Annotated in this window: 15 protein-coding genes and 1 tRNA gene; 3 read left to right on the top strand and 13 right to left on the bottom strand. The window is 44.7% G+C overall.

From position 1 onward, the window contains the following. Positions 1-157 precede the first annotated feature (157 nt). Positions 158-231 (bottom strand) — tRNA-His (locus tag BR06_RS0110910). A gap of 261 nt (positions 232-492) precedes the next feature. Between BR06_RS0110910 and BR06_RS19740 the strand changes: the two genes are divergently transcribed. Continuing rightward, positions 493-2661, top strand: a complete 2169-nt coding sequence (locus BR06_RS19740; RefSeq protein ID WP_051677020.1) for a methyl-accepting chemotaxis protein — start codon at positions 493-495, stop codon at positions 2659-2661. 117 nt (positions 2662-2778) lie between these two features. On the opposite strand, the gene BR06_RS0110900 is transcribed toward BR06_RS19740, so the two are convergent. Continuing rightward, complete coding sequence (locus BR06_RS0110900; protein ID WP_031482865.1) at positions 2779-4662, bottom strand: sensor domain-containing diguanylate cyclase; 1884 nt, start codon at positions 4660-4662, stop codon at positions 2779-2781. Between the two features lie 333 nt (positions 4663-4995). On the opposite strand from BR06_RS0110900, the gene BR06_RS0110895 reads away from it, so the two are divergent. After that, entirely contained in the window at positions 4996-6594 is a 1599-nt protein-coding gene (locus BR06_RS0110895) for a sigma-54-dependent Fis family transcriptional regulator (RefSeq protein ID WP_031482862.1), read from the top strand. 172 nt (positions 6595-6766) lie between these two features. Here BR06_RS0110895 and BR06_RS0110890 read toward each other — a convergent pair whose 3' ends face one another. The 11 genes from BR06_RS0110890 to nifH form a co-directional block, all read right to left on the bottom strand. Beyond that, positions 6767-8035 carry a radical SAM protein gene (locus tag BR06_RS0110890; protein WP_031482860.1) on the bottom strand — a complete coding sequence of 423 codons (1269 nt, stop codon included), beginning with the start codon at positions 8033-8035 and terminating at the stop codon, positions 6767-6769. A gap of 46 nt (positions 8036-8081) precedes the next feature. Next, positions 8082-9455: a nitrogenase component 1 gene (locus tag BR06_RS0110885; RefSeq protein WP_031482858.1), complete on the bottom strand. Its 1374-nt coding sequence runs from the start codon at positions 9453-9455 to the stop codon at positions 8082-8084. Then, a complete protein-coding gene (gene nifE / locus BR06_RS0110880) occupies positions 9448-10833 on the bottom strand; it encodes a nitrogenase iron-molybdenum cofactor biosynthesis protein NifE (RefSeq protein WP_031482856.1) in 1386 nt (461 codons plus the stop codon). Before nifE ends, BR06_RS0110885 begins: the two co-directional genes overlap by 8 nt. A 10-nt stretch (positions 10834-10843) precedes the next feature. Continuing rightward, positions 10844-11305: a GNAT family N-acetyltransferase gene (locus tag BR06_RS0110875; protein ID WP_031482854.1), complete on the bottom strand. Its 462-nt coding sequence runs from the start codon at positions 11303-11305 to the stop codon at positions 10844-10846. Positions 11306-11314: 9 nt separating this feature from the next. Further along, the gene (locus tag BR06_RS0110870; RefSeq protein WP_031482852.1) at positions 11315-11617 is read right to left on the bottom strand and encodes a (2Fe-2S) ferredoxin domain-containing protein; all 303 of its coding nucleotides are present in this window, start codon (positions 11615-11617) and stop codon (positions 11315-11317) included. A gap of 40 nt (positions 11618-11657) precedes the next feature. Then, positions 11658-12803, bottom strand: coding sequence for a radical SAM protein (locus BR06_RS0110865; RefSeq protein WP_031482850.1), 1146 nt, complete (start codon positions 12801-12803; stop codon positions 11658-11660). A gap of 117 nt (positions 12804-12920) precedes the next feature. Further along, positions 12921-14294: a nitrogenase molybdenum-iron protein subunit beta gene (gene nifK, locus BR06_RS0110860; protein ID WP_031482848.1), complete on the bottom strand. Its 1374-nt coding sequence runs from the start codon at positions 14292-14294 to the stop codon at positions 12921-12923. A 16-nt stretch (positions 14295-14310) separates the two neighbouring features. Beyond that, positions 14311-15951, bottom strand: a complete 1641-nt coding sequence (nifD, locus tag BR06_RS0110855; RefSeq protein ID WP_031482846.1) for a nitrogenase molybdenum-iron protein alpha chain — start codon at positions 15949-15951, stop codon at positions 14311-14313. A gap of 20 nt (positions 15952-15971) precedes the next feature. Then, a complete protein-coding gene (locus BR06_RS0110850) occupies positions 15972-16346 on the bottom strand; it encodes a P-II family nitrogen regulator (RefSeq protein ID WP_031482844.1) in 375 nt (124 codons plus the stop codon). Then, a complete protein-coding gene (locus BR06_RS0110845) occupies positions 16346-16693 on the bottom strand; it encodes a P-II family nitrogen regulator (protein WP_031482842.1) in 348 nt (115 codons plus the stop codon). The genes BR06_RS0110850 and BR06_RS0110845 overlap by 1 nt, the downstream gene beginning before the upstream one ends. 47 nt (positions 16694-16740) lie before the next feature. Further along, positions 16741-17571 carry a nitrogenase iron protein gene (nifH, locus tag BR06_RS0110840; RefSeq protein ID WP_031482840.1) on the bottom strand — a complete coding sequence of 277 codons (831 nt, stop codon included), beginning with the start codon at positions 17569-17571 and terminating at the stop codon, positions 16741-16743. Between the two features lie 339 nt (positions 17572-17910). Here nifH and BR06_RS0110835 point away from each other — a divergent pair, with 339 nt between their 5' ends. Then, positions 17911-19026: a LeuA family protein gene (locus tag BR06_RS0110835; RefSeq protein ID WP_031482838.1), complete on the top strand. Its 1116-nt coding sequence runs from the start codon at positions 17911-17913 to the stop codon at positions 19024-19026. Positions 19027-19075 lie beyond the last annotated feature (49 nt).

Genomic DNA, 19075 nt, shown 5'->3' with positions numbered 1-19075 from the left:
TAGTGTATGTGATATTGATTTGCTAATTTGTATCGCTGAATAAGTCAAATAATTATTATTGAATGTTTGTAAGGGTAGTATGTTGTAGGTGTCTATAGTTACATAAAAAGGCTGGTTAACAACTAAGTTAACCAGCCTTTTATCTAAGCCATTTGGGTCGGGATGAGAGGGTTTGAATCTCAGCCCCCTTGAACCATATTCAAGGGGGCTGCCAGGCTGCGCTACATCCCGACTCAGGGCAGGATCTCCAAACAATGGTTTTTCATAAGTCAATAACGTCCAGAATCGTAAGAGAATAATGATTGTAATCGTATCGAATAATTCTAACTGGTTTATTAATTAGTAACTTGATGATCTGTTATGCTGAATAACAATATATTAGCACTTTTATTTAAAGTGCTAATGATATAAGTAATGAACAAAATATATAGCAAGTTTGTCTCATGGGGATATCGAGGGATTATTGCGAGTAATAATTTTATTGGGGGAAGCATGTTAAAAAATATCAATCTTCGTTGGAAAATCATGATGACTTTGGTCATAGTTGTTCCTGTTTTTTTGGGGATTACTTTATTTCAAGAAAATATTTTTATTGAAAAGATGCGTGAAGGTGCCGAAAAACAGGGGCTGGAGATGGCGTACAGCTACGCAAATAAAATCGATGGGGATATGAGTGAATCTCTTATCTCAGCTCGAGCCATTGCCCGCATGGCTGAAGGGTTGGCTGAAAATAAAGTATATGATTCACGGGAAGTGCTTGTTAAATCTATGAAAGGGTTTTTACAAAGTAATGATGGATATCTAGGGACATACATTTGTTTTGAACCTAATATGCTTGATGGAAGAGATAATGATTTTAAAAATGCCGAATATCATAATGTTGACGGTCGATTTGTCCCATGGGTTTATCGTGATTCTGGAAAGCTAGAAGTTGTAGCAAGTGCCAATTACGACAAAGATAATGGTGATGGGGTTTGGTATAGTTTGCCAAGGAAAACTAACCGTGAAGTCGTTATGGAACCCTGGGCTTATACGATTGGTAATGAAAAGGTTCTTATGGTCGATATGGTTGTCCCTATGAACATCAATGGGAAATTTATTGGGGTTGTCGGTGTTGATTTTCCTATGGGTACCATCGATAAATTTGTTCGTAACCTTGATGTCTTCGGCTCTGGCTATGCTTTTTTAGTTTCCAATCAGGGACGCTACATGGCTCACCCTGATAACAAAAAATATGTCGAAGGTAAGTTAAACTTTTTCGATGATAGCGAGATTTCTGATACCATCAAAGATGGAGTTAAAAAACAGGTTCTTCAGGGGAAAGTTTATACTCATTATGAAGAAACAGCTAAAGGGGCATCCTATTTTATATTTGTTCCAGTAGATATCGGTATATCAAAAACTCCGTTAATTTTGGGGTTAAGCATTCCAATGGATGAAGTTCTTGCAGATGCAAGAGCACTTCGTAATAAAATGCTTGGTATCGGAGTGGTTGGTATCTTTTTGATTATTGGTGTAATTATTCTTATTTCAAATTCGATTACGAAACCTTTGAATGAAACTGTTCTGGCTCTCGAATCCATAGCTGATGGTGATCTTAAAATTAATTTACCTGCAAACTCTACTGATGAAATTGGTCGTATGCAGGGTTCTGTTAATAATATGGCGGGAAAACTTGCGCAAGGCATTGCAGAAATTGAAGAGAAGCATGCCATGGCAGAAGAGAAGACTTTGGTTGCAGAACAGGCTGTTGCAGAAGCCGAAGAGGCCAAAGCCAAAGCAGAGCGAGCCAAAGCCGAAGGGATGAATATAGCAGCTGAGCGGTTAGAAACAGTTGCTGCACATGGTTCTAAGGCTTCTGAACAAATGCTCAACCAGTCCGAAGAAATAGAAAAAGGTAGTGAGATGCAGCGTGAGAGGATGGCATCAACTGCAACCGCAATGGAAGAAATGAACGCCACTGTCCTTGAAGTTGCCAAAAATGCCGGAGAGACTGCTGAGCAGGTAGAGAATTCTAAAAAGAGTGCACTTGAGGGTTCACGAGTAATTAATCAGACAATTGAATCCATGGGTAAAATACAAGGTCAGACTGAATCATTGAAAGAAAATATGGGTAAACTTGGTCAACAGGCTCAGGACATCGGAGCCGTTATGAATGTCATCGAAGACATTGCCGACCAGACCAACTTACTTGCCTTGAATGCTGCGATTGAAGCTGCTAGGGCTGGTGAAGCTGGTAGAGGGTTTGCTGTAGTTGCTGATGAGGTTAGAAAACTTGCTGAAAAAACTATGGGTGCGACCAAGGAAGTTGGTGAGTCCATAGGAGGAATTCAGAAGGTTGCTCAAGATAATATATCCAATATGGATTCAGTTGTAGAGAATATTACCTCTGCGACGGAACTTTCCAGAAGCTCAGGTAGTGTCTTTGATCAGATTGTCACTGATGTTGAGATTTCGGCAGATAGAATTCAAAGCATTGCAACCGCTTCGGAGCAGCAGTCCGCAACTTCGGAAGAAATTAACCGTTCTATTGATGATGTGAACCAGATTGCTATGCAGACTGCGGAAGCTTCAGCAGAAGCAAGTGCCGCAGCAGAGGAAATGGCAAACCAAGCAAAGGAACTGCTCGCAATTATTGATGACATGAAATCTGACAGTTAGATTGAATTTAAAATGTTGATTTAGTAAAACGGCCAGAAGTGACTTCTGGCCGTTTTTTTGTGGAAGAAATGCTCGTTGAAATGAGCCCTCTTCAGGGTGCAGTGTTTCATACTATTATTAACTTTTATTGCTTTCATCCTGTTCTAAGTTTTCTGATTCCGCGAATGCATACCCATTTTTACCCGTCTTTTTGATAGAATACATGGCTTCGTCAGCTTGTTTAATAAGTCCTTCGATGTCTTTTTGTGAGCAGGAAGCTGTGCAGACTGCTATTCCTACGCTGGCGCCCACCGTGACTTGATTGCTTTTATGAATGAATGGCATTGCTATCGATGTAACAATTTTTCCGGCAATGGTTTCCATATCTTCTTTAGAATTTAGCTCGTTCAAAACAATCAAGAATTCATCGCCGCCAATTCTAGCGACCGTATCTACTTTTCTCACGCAGGAAAGCAGTCTCTTGGCTGTTTCTTGTAGTACCGCATCTCCAGCATCATGACCTAGCGTGTCGTTTACGTTTTTAAAGCCATCAAGGTCTACGAACATTACTGCTGTCAGTAGTTCTTTACGTTGGGCTATGGCAAAAGCCATTCCAACCCTATCTTTTGCAAGTTTCAGGGTTGGCAAACCTGTAAGTAAATCATGTGTTGCCATGTGGCGTATTTGTTCTTCGGTCTCTTTTTGATTTGTTACGTCCCAGTTTACGCCAGTCATACGTATGGCTTTGTTCTTGGCGTCGCGTTCTACTTTAGCTGCAGCGTGGATATGTTTTATTTCTCCGGCCGAATTTACAATGCGGAACTGAGTATCAAATGTCCCTTTGCCCGCGACTGCGTATTTAAGTTTGGTGTCGGCTTCTTCCGCATCTTCAGGATGAAGGGAGCCACGCCACGTTTCGTAGTTGGGGTTAATGTCAGAAGGAATATCATATAGTTCAAACATTCTATCATTCCATGTGAGTGTGTCCGCAGCAATATCCCAAACCCAGATACCTATCTTTCCCGCTTTTGCGGCCAAAGTTAATCTGGCAGATGCATGTTGAAGTTCTGCAGTTGTATTTTCGTGGTTTTGAACTTCAAATTCTAGCGTTTTTTGAGCTGAATATGTACGCCACGCTTCCGTAGATGTTTTTTGGAGTAAGTGGACTACGAAAGCAATAAGAATTGCCATTACAGTTCCAACTAATAAGACTATTGATGGATGATGGCTTTGGCCGTGGTGATCGAAGAACAATTCTGTAGGGCGGCAAGTGATAGTAAACTGATGGTCTATTATTTTGGTTGATGTGGTTTCATCAAAAGAGTTTTTCTGAAGTTTATTCCATTCTTTTTGTTTGTAAATAGGGATGCCGTTTATCTCAACATTTACACCGTAATATTTGTAATCATTAAATGTGTCTTCTGTTCTAAAAATATGGTCCAGCCATGGCTGTGTTCTGAACACTGCGGATATGAAACCATCAAAAGTATGGTTAATATATATCGGGAAATATACAATAAACCCTTTGCCCCCCTGCACGAGTTCAATGGTGTCAGTCATAGTCGTAGTTTTGCTCATTTTTGCCTTTTCGAGGGAGATGCGCCTGTTTTTTTCAAAACCTAGGTCAAGACCTACCGCTTGCTCATTTCCACTCATCGGGACAATCCACGTAACACGGAAATTTTTGTCGACCCATCCTATAGCCTGGAACCCGGGTAGGTCGTGAATGTAATGCCCTGCATCGTCGAGAAAGCTAGCCTTAGATGTTCCTTCGTTAAATTCCCACCGGTCGACAATGCGCTGCAAAGCAGGAATTCTGGACCGAAGATCAGCCTGAATATCGGCGGAAAGTTTGTCGGCATGTTGCTTCACAAGATTTCTAGTATCTGCCCGATCGGCTTCTCTAAGCGTCCACCAGAAAACTAGAGTCAGAGTAAAGAGTAGTATACCAATAAATACAGGTAACCATGTTGTATTAAGCTGGGGTTCTGTGGATAACGGCTTGTTTGAATTTGTCTGCATAAATCTTCTAGATTAACCCATTTTATATGTGTGCGATATGTTTATTTTAAAATCAATTAGAATATTAGCATATAAATTACGGCTTTCAAAGTGACTTTAGTAAGCAATTCCTTGGTAATATTGTATTCTACATTTTGAATCAATTTTTTTGTATACCAAATTACATGGCATATTATTTTTTGTAATGTGCTCGATAAAGTTTGCAAATATGTAGACTACAGTTTTGTATTTAACATATTTGTCAATCTTTGTTTGGGTTCAAAAATATAAAAGCCTGTAATAGTTGATTAATTTTAAAGCTTAAATATGGCACCTTGCTTGCTTAGTAGAGGTATGTATCCAAATTTACACGGACTGAAACTTTCGGCATTGCTTGCTATCTGCCAAGCTATAGATCAGGCATTGAATCTTGAATCTGCTTTGGACGGAGTTCTTTGCATAATGTCCGAGAAGCTGAGTATGCAGCGGGCGACTGTAACCTTGCATGACCCGGAGACAGGACAGCTGTCCATCAATGCATCTTACGGGCTTACTCATGAGGAACGGCAGCGCGGGGTTTATCGGCTGAATGAAGGGGTTACCGGGCGCATTTTTCAGACTGGTGAACCTTTTTATGTTCCTGATATTACGAAGGAACCTTTGTTTTTGGATAAGACAGGCTCGCGCAAAATTCAGCGCGGTCTTATATCATTTCTTGGAGTTCCTATACTTCTACATGGTGATTCAATTGGCGTGCTGAATGTTGATCGCTTGTTTGATGACGAAGTTGCATTTGAAGAGGATATCGATTTCCTTAAAATTGTTGCTACTCTTATTGGGCAGTTTATTAGCCTTAATGAGAAGGTTAAGGAGCGTGAAGCTGTTCTTAAAAGAGAGAACACGTCTCTCAAGTCGCAGATATCTAAAAACAACAAAGGCCCTTATATTGTCGGACAGAGTTCGTCCATGGTCGAAGTTCAGAGACAGATAGAAAAAGTTTCACCTACGCGGGCTACTGTATTGCTTCTTGGAGAATCCGGTGTCGGTAAAACTTTGATTGCTCGCATTATTCATGAACTGTCGGACAGGAAGGGGCATCCGTTCATTAAAGTGAACTGTGCATCCATTCCCGAAAATCTATTGGAATCAGAACTATTCGGTTATGAAAAGGGTGCTTTTACCGGAGCAGTCGGAACTAGATGCGGGCGCTTTGAAGAAGCAGATTGCGGTACTATTTTCCTCGATGAGATTGGCGAATTTCCTATGAATCTACAGGCTAAGCTTTTGCGTGTGTTGCAGGAGAAAGAGCTTGAACGTTTAGGATCTAATCGAACTCGTACAATTGATGTTCGCATTCTAGCCGCTACGAACCGTGACCTCGGTGAACTTGTTGAGCGCAATGAATTCAGGCTTGATCTTTATTACAGATTGAATATTTTCCCTATTCTGGTCCCGCCATTAAAGGAACGAAAGGAAGACATAACTGGATTGCTTAACCACTTCCTTCAGAAAATGTCGGATGATTATGGTCGGCAGATGTTTTTCACTCCGGCGGCTTTGGATGCTCTAATTACATATGATTGGCCTGGTAATGTTCGTGAGATGCAGAATCTCATAGAGAGATTGGTTATCATGTCTGACAGTGAGTATATTACTCTAGAATTTTTGAAGTCCTACCTCGCTCCCGGACAGAGTTTTGTGCAGAATTCGATTGGACATGAATCAACTAATACCTGTGATGAGCCACCGCATTGCACTTCGCTTAAAGAAGTGGAGCGAAACGAAGTGGTAGCCGCATTAGAGAGAAACGGATGGATTCAGTACAAGGCAGCAGATACTCTTGGTTTGTCTGCTCGGCAGATGGGCTACCGTGTTAAGAGATATGGGTTAGAGTCTATGATTGCAGAAGGGCGTGCTCGTCTTAGACGCATGAAGGATGGAGTTGAAGTTTAGAAGTTTTTGATGGTTGTTGGTGTGCTTATTTAAAAATACCCGGCTAAAGATGATTCTTTTTCCGGGTGTTTTTATGCTTTAATTTTAGTGTTTTAAAATAATATTGCTCAAGTAAAAGCCCCGTCAGACAATAAGTCCGACGGGGCTTTAAGCATCTACTTTTTATATAAACCTAACCGCAACTAGTACCCGTCCCAGTACAACATGCTCCTGCTATTCCGCCTTTTCGGCTGCTTAGCTTACTTATGTCGCCTGTTGTGTATACTGCGCTTAGCGCATCTTCGATGAATCCGCTTACCACATGGCATTCCATGCCGCTTTCTTCAAGCAAAAGCTGTGGAGTCTGACCTACTGCGGCGCTTAGTACCGCTCTACAGTCTTTGAAAGCCGCAGCCAGATCAGCCCAGCGTTTCGGGCCGCAGCCAGATTTTGGGGCCTGACGTTCTTCGATTAGGTGGAATCCTCCTGAATCAGATTCTCCCCATATATAAAAGGACTTAGCTTCACCTAAGTGCTGATTAACAAGCAGTCCTTCGCGGCTGGCAACTGCCACATACGGGCGCGAGGCTAGTGGATCGATAGGCTTGAGTTTTGAGCAAGCCTGCAATGTTCCGCAAAGTGATGCTGACTTGTCATCACCGAGAAGTCCTACTGCGTCAGCGCGGCAACGCTTACAGTGAGTCATCTGCTTGATAACTTCGCCTGCTTCTTTGCGCAGCGGTCCGATTATATCATGCTTAGGCTCCATAACGTTTGCAAAAGGAGTGTCAGCAGTCGGTTTAATGGGGATCATGTTCTGAATATCCGCTCCAAGCTCCGCCACAACTTTTGCAACTTCTACTATGTGATCTTCGTTTATGCCCGGGATAACGATGGAGTTAACCTTAACGATTATCCCACGCTCTTTAAGTCCTTTGATCGCTTCAAGCTGGCGTTCGAGGAGTATTTTGGCTCCCTTTTCACCGCGATAAACGACATTGCCATCTTTCACCCATGAGTAAATTTTTGCGCCAATTTTAGGATCTACTGCGCTGATAGTAATTGTAACGTGGGATACTCCAAGTTCAGCTATATCATCCAGATAAGGCAGGATTCCCATGCCGTTTGACGACAGGCAGAACAGAAGGTGTGGGTGCTTTTCATTTAGCAGACGCATGGTTTCAATTGTTTCTTCAGCGTTTGCGAATGGGTCGCCGGGACCGGCAATACCTGCAACTGTGATGCGAGGCTCTTTTGCTAGCACTTTATCCATATATTCTGCGGCCTGAAATGGTTTCAGAACTCCGCTGGTTACGCCTGGGCGAGATTCGTTTACACAATCATATTTTCTATTACAGTAGTTGCACTGAATATTACATTTGGGTGCGATAGGTAGGTGAACTCTGCCGCACGAACCGGCTGTTTCCTTATTGAAGCATGGGTGCTTGCTTGTATCTTTCATTAGTTTGGCTCCTACTGTTTATTCAAATTCGCTTTGGATTTTATGTTTACAAGTATCCGTAGCCGATATCACTGTCAGTCTGCTTCTTTTCAAGCACTGCATTTACAATCTTGTCGAACATTGAGAGTGCTCCGCCATATCCAAGGTGAAGGATGCGCTGACCACCGAAACGGTCATGAATTGGGAAGCCGACGCGGATAAGTGGAATGTTCCATGCTTTGGCATATTTATACCCCTTGGAATGGCCGATCATAAGGTCCGGTTTAAGTTCACCGGCTTCATCAGCGATGTCCTGGAAATCGACACCTTCGCGAATTATCGGCATTTTGCTTGCGACGCCATCAGTTACTGCTGCGATAGATTCTGCCATGCCTCTGCCGCGTGCTCCGGTTCCTGCGAGGATGACATCAACTCCAATCTCGCTAAGGAATGCACATAGCCCGGTGACTAAATCTTCTTCGCCGTAAACAACTGCGCGTTTGCCGAACACGTATTTGTGTCCATCAACATATGCGTCGATTAAACGGCCACGTTCGAGTTCGTAACGGCGGGGTGTGGGGGTTCCGGTGATGTCTTCGAGGGTATCGAAAAGAACATCGGTTTCACGCAGTCCCATTGGGATACCTATGCGGTGGTTTTTTACTGCGAAATTCTTTTCGAGAGCAACTCCACCTGTTCTTGGTCCAAGACAACGACCGAATTCAATTGTCCCGCTTGCGGCTGACATATTCTTGATGTCTGCGATGGGTGTTCCGCCGGATGGTATTTTTACGTAATCCTCAAGTGCGGGGCCATCCAGTGTTTCAGAAATATCTGGTAGAATAGTGGATTTGACTCCGAAGTGGTCACAAATATCTTTCAGTTCACGAACATCTTCGCAGGAGATCATGTTTGGAAGAATGTTTACGCTTCCATCAGCTTCTGCTTTTTCAGTACAAAGCTGTTCAACCATGGAGCATACAGCCCCGTGCCAGCCATCAGTATGTGTGCCGTTGTAGCTTGCAGTTGAAACTCTGACGATTTTAGGCAATTTAAGGTCACCAAATTCCTTATGGAATTCATGCAGAATCATTGGAACGTCATCACCGATGGTTTCGGTCAGGCAGGTTGTTGCCACTCCGATCATTTCCGGTTCGTACTTCTTCATGACGTTCAAGATGCCCTTTTTCAGGTTCGCTCCACCGCCGTAAACTGCAGCTTTTTCCCCGAGTGCTGAGGAAGCAATATCCACCGGTTCGCGGAAATGACTGATAACGTAACGTCTCATATATGTTGCGCACCCCTGTGATCCGTGAAGGAAGGGGATGGAACCTTCAACTCCGCGGAAGGCCATTGCTGCACCGAGTGGTGTGCAGAGTTTGCAGGCATTGGTGGTGGAAACGAAATTAGGTCTTTCCACTTTGTTCTTAACTTTACTCATTGCCTGCCTCCTTTTCGATTGTATTAATTTTATTTGCGCGTCTTGGTACAAATGACCAAACCGGGCTCATTACTGAGGAGTGAACTTCACGGGCGAAGTTGAGCATTCCTTCGAATCCTTCAAGAGCTTCTTTGCGTTCGTGGTTATGATCGCAAAATCCTACGCCCAGTTTGTATGCGATGGGCCGCTCTTTGACGCCGCCTACGAATAGATCAACGTCCTTTTCTTTGATGAAAGCTGAAAGCTCGAGCGGGTTGGCATCATCAACAAGGATGGTGCCGGGATCGGAAATCCTTTCCAGCTCGGCGTAGTCTTCTTTGGTTCCGGTCTGTGAACCGACCATGACTACCTTCATGCCTAGGTGCCTAAACGCTTTTAGTAAGGAGAAAGCTTTAAATGATCCGCCAACGTACATGGCGACTTTTTTGCCTTCTAAATCCTTACGGTAGCGGGCGACTTCCGGCATGAGCTTCGAAAGCTCTTCTTTAACGAGCTCTTCAGTGCGTTTTACAATGTTCGGGTCGATATCCTTAAAGAAATCAGCCACCTGATAGAGGGAGTCTGCCATATCTTCTATGCCGAGGTAGGAGACTCGTATAAAAGGTTTGCCGTACTTTTCTTCCATCATTTTCGCCAAATCGAGAGTCGCACCCGAACACTGTACGAGATTTAAAGCCGCACCATGACTGCGGCCAACGTCCCTAACGCGCCCGTCGCCAGTAATATTGGCAACGACTTCAACGCCCATACGTCTGAAATATTCTCTGATAATCCAAATCTCTCCAGCGAGATTAAAGTCGCCTAAAATATTTACGGAGACTGGAGATACATCAGAAACATCTTCGGTACCAACAAGCTTGAACATGGCTGTACAAGCAGCCAGATATCCTTCGCGCTTACTTCCTTTAAAGCCTTCAGACATCACGGGAAGAACTGGGATTCCTTTCTTTTCGCTCATCTGTCTGCATACCGCTTCAAGGTCATCACCGATGATTCCGACTATGCAAGTAGAGTAGACGAAAGCTGCTTTCGGACTGTGACGATCAATAAGTTCATCAAGAGCCGCTTCAAGTTTCTTTTCGCCTCCGAAAATAACGTCCACTTCCTGAAGATCGGTGGAAAAGGATTGTCTGTGGAGTTCCGGTCCGCTGGAAAGAGCTCCGCGGATATCCCATGTGTAAACAGCGCAACCAATGGGGCCGTGAACAAGATGCAGCGCATCAGCTATGGGGTAGAGAACAACTCGCGATCCGCAGAAAACACATGCACGCTGGCTGACTGCCCCTGCTAGGGATTCACGGTTGCAAGCGATATCTATGTCGCCCTGTCCGGTTCTGTGGATCTGATCCTTTCTTTCTTCTAATATGGCATTAGTCATGGCTTTACCTTTATGAGTGACGCTTTCTCAGACAAATGAGACGGGTAGATTCCCACCCAAGATTTTTATAGAAATTAAGTGCCGGGAAATTTTCGCTGTCTGCGAGCAGTTGCAACCGTGTTGCTTTATGCTCTCTTGCGTATAATCCGACAGTATTCATCAGCATTGCTCCAATACCGCGTCCTTGCCATTCATTATGAACAACCACATCTTCGACTACGAGCGACAGCCCGCCTTCCGCTGTGGAAATAAGAAACTGCCCGGAACACATGCCAACCACCATTCCGCGGTTTTCAGCGACTATAATGCACCCCTGATTGCTTTCTAGAAGCATCTCAAGTCCTCGAAGCTGCGTACCTCTATTTGCTGTGAAGTCTGTTTCTATGGAGAAAAGCATCTCCAGCAGCATTACGAGGCTGTTCAAGTCTTCGTGGGTTGCGGGGCGTATTATAGTTGTGCTTGGCATGATCATTTTCGCTTCTTAGGAAATTAAGTATTTAGCACAAGGTTCGCCGTCTTCGAGGCTATCAAGGATTTCGTCGATAGCTTCTTCTGAATCAACACCTTTGAACCACCAGTTTTCAGGCTGAATAACGAGAACCGGACCAGCTTCACACTGCTTGAGACAAGTGGTTGCAACAACAAGAGCATCAATGCCGCGATCAATTGTTTCTTCTTCGATATACTGTAAAAAACCTTCAGTCTGTTTGTGGCAAATGCCTTTAGGATCTCCGCCTGCTCTAAAACTCTGACAACAAAGGATCATTTTTTCTGGTGTAGCCATTTTCTAATCTCCTATTAAAATCTTTATTTTTTACGGTTTGTTACTTCTTACACTTTTTCTTTTTGCCGCCACCGTAAATGGCATCAACCATGCCTTCTACGTTTTCGTCGGTGACTTCGACGCGTAAGCCGCTTTGGCTTAAAATTTTCTTTGGACTGTCGCCGGCACTTGCAGTGAGCAGGATGAAACAGTCATTTAGCAATTCACTCAGCTCTTCCCATCTTGAAGATCCACTGCCAGCTTTTGGAGCCATGCGTGTTTCAAGGAGGCAGGCCAAACCATCTTCGCGCGGTCCATAAATCAAAATTTTTGCAGCGTGGCCGAGGTGCATGTCGACATCCATGCCGTTAGAACTAACTGCCGCGACATTTGGTCTTTCCTTAGTCGGCTTAGGCAACATGTTTGTTTCTTCATCTTTTACTAAGGAACCGCATTCATCCCATTCGGGCATAAGTTCCATGTATTTACCTGCAAGGTCGCGTGCTGTAGCCATCATTTCGCTACTAGTTGTTTCAAGCGGAGCAGACTGATCATCATCGTTAGCAATGAAAGGAGTGACAGCCATAATGTCTGCGCCAAGTTCTTTCATGGACTGAGCTATTTCACCGATGTGCTTAATGTTTTCGGGGTAAACTGTGGTGTTAATTTTCACAGTCAGTCCGGCTGCTTTGAAAGCCTTCACTGCATTAGCCTGTTCGCTTATCAGTAATGATGCCGCTTCCTTTATGGGCATATTCTTCTTGGAAGGCCTGATCCAAGCATAAAGTTCTTCAGCCATTTCGGGGCTCAGAGCATCTACAAGAAGGGTGACATGGGACATGCCTAGTTTCGCGAGTTTTTCCGCGTGAACATCTCCCCCTATTCCAAGTGTGGTCATGCAAAGGGACATGTCCGGATACTTTTCTTTGACCAGTTCCAAAGTCTGAAAAGTTAATTCGGGGATAACTAGGGGATCACCGGGACCTGTGATCCCAACAACTCCAATTTCGCGTCCATCTGCGATAACAACTTCAAGCCAGCTGAGTGCTGCTTCAGGCCGAATTGCTTCCTGAATTTTTTCAACAGAACTGTAGCGAATTCGCGAATTTGCACGAGGCGCAACTGGCAGGTGAATTCTATCTACAGACTTACGGGCAGAAGGACCGAAGCAAGGATGTGATGAGTATGTTGAACTTGAATCTGTCATGGCGCTATGTTCCTGCTTAAAAAATTATTTGTTCAGCCCGATAAAAGTTTTTGAGGGGGGTCTGGGGGGAACCTTTTTTCAAAAAGTTCCCCCCAGCCGCCGGAGGCATTTCTTCTCTTAAAGTACGAGTTCGAAGCTTTCTTCTGGTTCGTCACGATCTTTGCGATCGAGTAGAAGATTCAGAATTGATTCGAGCAGACGGAGTCCGCCTTTGTAGCCTACAGTCGGGAAGTACTGATGTCCCTGACGATCAAGGATCGGGAATCCCCAACGGAGGAATGGAATATCTTCGTCACGGGCAACATACTTTCCGTATGAGTTTCCGATGAGGAGATCGACAGGCTCATTCTTGATCCACTGGTGGAGCTGGAATAGGTCGCCTTTCGCTTTAACATTAACTTCACCCGGCATATCGGCAGTGATTTCTCTGATGCGTTTCTCGAATGCTTTACCCGGTGTTCCTGTGATGACATGAACTGGGATCATGTCGATGGAACGAAGGAATTCACACATGGAGATGAGCTGATCTGGATCACCGAAGATAGCTACCTTTTTGCCGTAGAAGTACTGGTGCATGTCGGAGATAAGGTCGACAAGCTGACCGCGTTCGTTAGCAATTGAATCTGGAACACTTACGCCTGCTACGGTGCGGAGAACGTCTACGAAACGGTCAGTTGCAGCGAGTCCGAAAGGCATGTCCAGAACGGTGCAAGGTACTTTGCACTTAGAGTCGAGCCAGCGTGCTGCGTCTGCGGAACACCATTCGCCTAGTGCGAGAGTTCCGGTTGCGCCGCCTGTGTCCTTAAGCTCTTTCATTGTTACGCCGCCTTCAGGGAACATCTTGTATTCGCCGGTCAGGGGTGAATCAAGCACTCCTGAAGTATCGGGGAACAAAGTTATTTTGATGTCCATCATTGAGGCTAAACGTTTAATTTCTTTCATGTCAGAAGGTTCAACCCAGCCCGGAATAATATTAACTTTTCCGTTCTTTGGTGTGCCTGGAGTTGCAAGCTGAGCCATGGCTTTAACCATGTTGCTGAACCCTGTGACGTGTGAACCAACGTAACTTGGAGTTGGTGCTCCGATGACGAATTTACCTTCAGGTATTTTCCCGTCTTTCTGAGCTTTATGTGCAATCTGCTTGAGGTCATCACCAATTGTTTCTGAGAGACAAGTGGTGTGAACTGCGATTACTTCAGGTTCGTAAACGGTGAAGATGTTTTCAATCGCCTGTAGCAGGTTTGCCTGTCCTCCGAATACTGATGCGCCTTCTGTGAAGGAACTGGTCGAGGCTGAAACCGGTTCTTTATAGTGTCTTGTTAAAGCTGATCTATGGTAAGCACAGCAACCCTGTGAACCATGGCTGTGCGGCAAACATCCGTGGATGCCGAGAGCTGCATACATGGCTCCGATTGGCTGACAAGTCTTGGCCGGATTGATCATCAGGGCCTTGCGTTCACTAACTTCTGTGGGGGTGTGTCTGAGTAACATTTTCTATTCTCTCCTATTATTCCCACACGAACGTAGCGGTGAGTTCGGGGTTCTCCTGCCAAGGAGCTTTCATGTAGCTCCAAACCTTGCTGTTAACCAAGCGGTCCATTTCATGATAGAAATTAACTGCTCCTTTGAATCCTGCGTATGGTCCGCCGGAGTCATAACTGTGGAGCTGCTTCATAGGAACACCCAGCTTCTGGATTGAGTATTTTTCTTTAATACCCGCACAGAAAACATCAGGTTTCAATATTTCAACAAGTTTTTCGGCTTCGTACTGGTTCAGGTCATCGATAATGATGGATCCGTTATCCATATCTCTGTTTAGTCCGTCATACTCTTTGAACTTGAATCCGGCAGCTTCGAGAGCTTTCACTTCGTCTGAAGTTTTACGCGGGTTGTAGAGTTTCTCGTCTGCTTCAATTGTGAGTTCTTCTATATTACGGGAATCTGAGTCTACTTTTAAACTTGGAATGACTTCACGGCCTTCATAATCATCGCGATGAGCGAATTCGTAACCGGCGGAGATAGTTTTCATACCCATTTCAGCGAACAGATCCTGATAGTGATGTGCACGGGATCCACCGACGTAGATCATTGCTGTCTTGCCTTCGGTGCGAGTGCGGACTTCAGCAGAGATTGCTTCAACTTCAGGCATTTCTTCTGCGATAACGTCGTTTATTTTTTTGATGAGAGCTTCGTCTCCGAAGTATTCACCAATTTTGCGTAGTGACTTGGCGGTACTTTTTGCGCCGATGAAGTTTACTTTGATCCATGGAATGCCGTACTTAGTTTCAAGCATATCTGCGACGTAGTTGATGGAGCGGTGACACATTACGCAGCTGAGGTCCGCATGCTGAGCGGATGCAAACTGGTCGTATGTGGAGTTACCGGAGAAAGTGGATATGTTTGATATTCCACATTTCTTAAGGATGCGGTCGATTTCGAAACCGTCACCACCAATGTTATATTCACCGAGAAGGTTGATTTTGTAGTCGCCTTCTTTAGGTGTAGTGTTTTCACCAACGAGGTGAGTAAAAACCTGATTGTTTGCTATATGGTGACCAGCTGACTGAGAAACTCCCTTGTAACCTTCACAGGAGAATGCAAATACGTTGCAATCTTCATATTCAGCAGACATTTTTCTTGCTACAGCGTGAATGTCATCACCGATTAAACCAACCGGGCAGGTTGCGAAAATACAGATACCTTTAGGGTGGAACAGGTCGTAAGCTTCTCTGATTGCAGCTTCTAGTTTCTTTTCTCCACCGAAGATGATGTCCTGATCCTGCATATCTGTTGTAAGGCAGTATGGGATGTAATTATCGCCGTCAGGGCCTGCATCTGTCTGGTTACGTCTAGTCAGCCATGCATAAAAACTACATCCTACAGGACCGTGAACGATGTTTAGGATGTCACGGGTCGGTCCCATGATAACGCCCTTACAACCTGCATAAGTACAACCACGCATGGTGATAATGCCGGGAATGGTACGAACGTTTGCTACGATTTCAGAAGAGGCTGCTTCGCCCCCTGATGCTTCATTGATCATTATCTGCTTGGCGCGTTTTCTAGCCACCTTCGGAGGATACTTCGAGAGTATCTCTTCCTTGATATCGGTGGGATTCCACTGCACCATTTTCTTAGTTTTAGTCATTTTCCTAATCTCCTTGGTGCTTAAACGATGGAACTTTCGCCTGTTTCGGCTGTTCTTACACGGACCGCATCTCCGAGAGATGTTACAAATATTTTTCCGTCGCCGGGTTTGCCAGTTTGGTTAGCTTTGATGATGGTTTCGACAACTTCGTCGACTGCATTGTCCGGCACTACGACTGTCAAAATACGTTTAGGGTAAAGTTTCCCTTTTTCGCCGAGCATTGCTGCAGCTTCTTCATATCCGCTTTCAGCTCCTTCAAGAAGAGCTGTGTTTACGAATCCTTTTCCTCGTCCCTGAGCTTCGTGTGCGAAGAAGGCATCTACGCCTGCTTCGTCTAAAGCTGCTTTGGTGCGGTTCATCATGTTCATCCGCACTACTGCGACTATTTCCTTCATTACGCGTCTCCCTCTGTGGCTCCTTCTTTTACGCCGGAGCTGATAGTGTAGACATCGCCAACTTCTGAAACAAAGATCTTACCGTCTCCGAAAGCTCCTTTGGTTCCTGATCTTGCAGCGTCCATGATGGTGTCGATTACAAAGTCTTTGTCGACAGCCTTAACTACACTCATGAGCATAGTTTTAGGGATTTCGTCGTAAGTCACTTCGCCGATTTTGATGCCGCGCTGTTTACCGCGGCCAGCTACTGAATATTTTGTGACGGCTGGAAATCCATTGTCCATGAGGGCTGCTAGGACGTCGTCTGCTTTTTCGGGTCTTACAATTGCTCTTACCATGATCATAATCTTGTTCTCCTATTCTGGGTTGTGAGTAGAGTTATACAGAGTGGGACTTAAGCTACTTCCATCAAACCAAAGTCGAGGAGAAGCTGTTCGAGTTCTTCAATTTCAAGGGGCTTTGGAACAACAAACATTGTGTTGTCATCGATTGCTTTTGCGAGGCCGCGGTAGGCATCAGCCTGCGGAACCTGATCATTCCATTCGATGACAGTTTTACGATTGATTTCTGCGCGCTGTACGTCATTATCGCGAGGTACAAAGTAGATCATCTGTGTGCCGATTTTCTTGGCAAGTTCTTCGATCATCTCTTTTTCGTTGTCTACATTACGGGAGTTACAGATAAGACCACCAAGGCGGACGCTACCTGACTGTGCGTATTTCATGATACCTTTACAGATGTTGTTAGCTGCATACATGGCCATCATTTCACCGGAAACAACGATGTAAATTTCTTCTGCTTTACCGTCACGGATAGGCATTGCGAATCCACCACAAACAACATCACCTAGTACGTCGTAGAATGCGTAGTCGAGTGCTTCAGATTCTTCATATGCGCCGAGGTTTTCGAGCATATTAATGGAAGTGATGATACCGCGACCAGCACAACCAACTCCTGGCTCAGGACCACCGGACTCAACACACCATGTGTCGCCGTAACCGGGCTTGCGGATATCATCGAGTTCTACGTCTTCACCTTCTTCACGAAGAGTATCGAGAACTGATTTCTGAGCTAGGCCACCGAGTAGGAGGCGGGTGGAGTCTGCTTTAGGGTCACAGCCAACTACCATTACTTTTTTTCCCATGGTTGCTAAACCAGCTACTGTGTTCTGAGTAGTTGTGGACTTGCCGATTCCGCCTTTTCCGTAAATTGCTACCTTTCTCATTTTTTTCATGACTGCTCCTCCAAGGGGTTATTTTTAGGTTTAAATTTTCGTTGATGCTGACTCTCATAAGGCAATACGCGTGCCAAACTTGATTTATGATATTAAGTGTCTGAAATGTATATGTTTGTGTGTAGAAATACACTTTGTAAGGAATCTACACAAAACGTAGGAACCTACACAAATCACATACGAAAATGTATCTTCCTACAAAAGTGTGTTTTTTAAGTTGAGGCGGGAGTCTTTCAGTAAGTGTTGTTATTTAAGCATGATATAGGATGAGATGGACTTGGCATCGTACGTGCTTAGTAAGTGTATCTACTAAACTACAAGGAGCCAGCCATGTTGATAGATACAACACTAAGAGAAGGCGCACAGTTGTTCGGTGCTTACTTTAATATAGATACTCGCAAGCGCATTGTTTCAGGGCTTATGGCTCTAGGTGTGGATGAGATAGAACTTGGATGGGTTGGACAGGATGATTTGCTTGAACTCGCCGAGTATGCCCGTTCATTAAAAGGGAATGCAAAGCTCAGCGTATGGAGCCCCTGCCGTGAAGCGGACATTATTAAAGTTTCCATGCTCCCGATTGATCGTATCAATATAGGTGTTCCCGTTTCAGACCTTCATATAGAGAAGAGGCTGAGCACTGATCGTGATGGATTGCTGAAGAAGCTGACTCATACTGTAAAGGTCGCACTAGATAACGGCATCGAATATGTCTCTATCGGTCTTGAAGATCTATCAAGGGCCGATGAAGGTTTTGCACTGACAGTAGCTTTGCTCGCGAAAATTTCAGGAGCATCACGGGTTCGTCTTGCAGATTCACTTGGCCAGCTTACTCCAAAAACTACTGAACATTTGGTGCAGCTGTTCAGCAGCCAGATCAACATCGATTTTGCGGTCCATTGTCATGACGATTTCGGCATGGCGACAGGGAATGCTGTAACTGCTCTTGCTTCGGGCGCAAAATATGTAGACGTCAGTGTGCTGGGGATCGGAGAGCGGGCCGGCATTGCTGCTACTGAAGAACTAGTTGCATACCTTGCTCTCAAAAATGATAGCCATAAATATTCTACGGAAGCGTTAATGGATCTCTGCAGCTTCGTATCAAACGCAGCTGGAGTTCCTATTGCGCGCACAAAAGCCGTTGTTGGTACCGATATTTTTGCGTGTGAATCTGGTTTGCACGCCCATGCATTAAGCAAATCACCCGAATTATTCGAACCATATAATCCAGAGCGTGTGGGCAAAACCCGCAAGCTGGCAGTTGGAGGTAAGAGCGGTAGAGCTGCGGTCGTTTCGGCATTAAGCGATTGCGGTTTGGACTCGTTCATCCGGGATATTTCCGGGCGAGATCTTTCCGCCCTTACACAAGCTGTAAGGAAACTATCATGTGAACTTGAGCGTCCGCTTACCAAGGGGGAGCTGTTGAATCTGACTCAGTCAGAAAATTAAAGAGAAATGGTAATACCTGATGTAGGCGTCAGATTGTCCTAATAATTAG

The organism is Maridesulfovibrio frigidus DSM 17176, from assembly GCF_000711735.1.
GTDB lineage: Bacteria > Desulfobacterota > Desulfovibrionia > Desulfovibrionales > Desulfovibrionaceae > Maridesulfovibrio > Maridesulfovibrio frigidus.
Note: the sequence above shows the minus strand (reverse complement) of the source record. Positions and strands in the feature narration are given on the sequence as shown.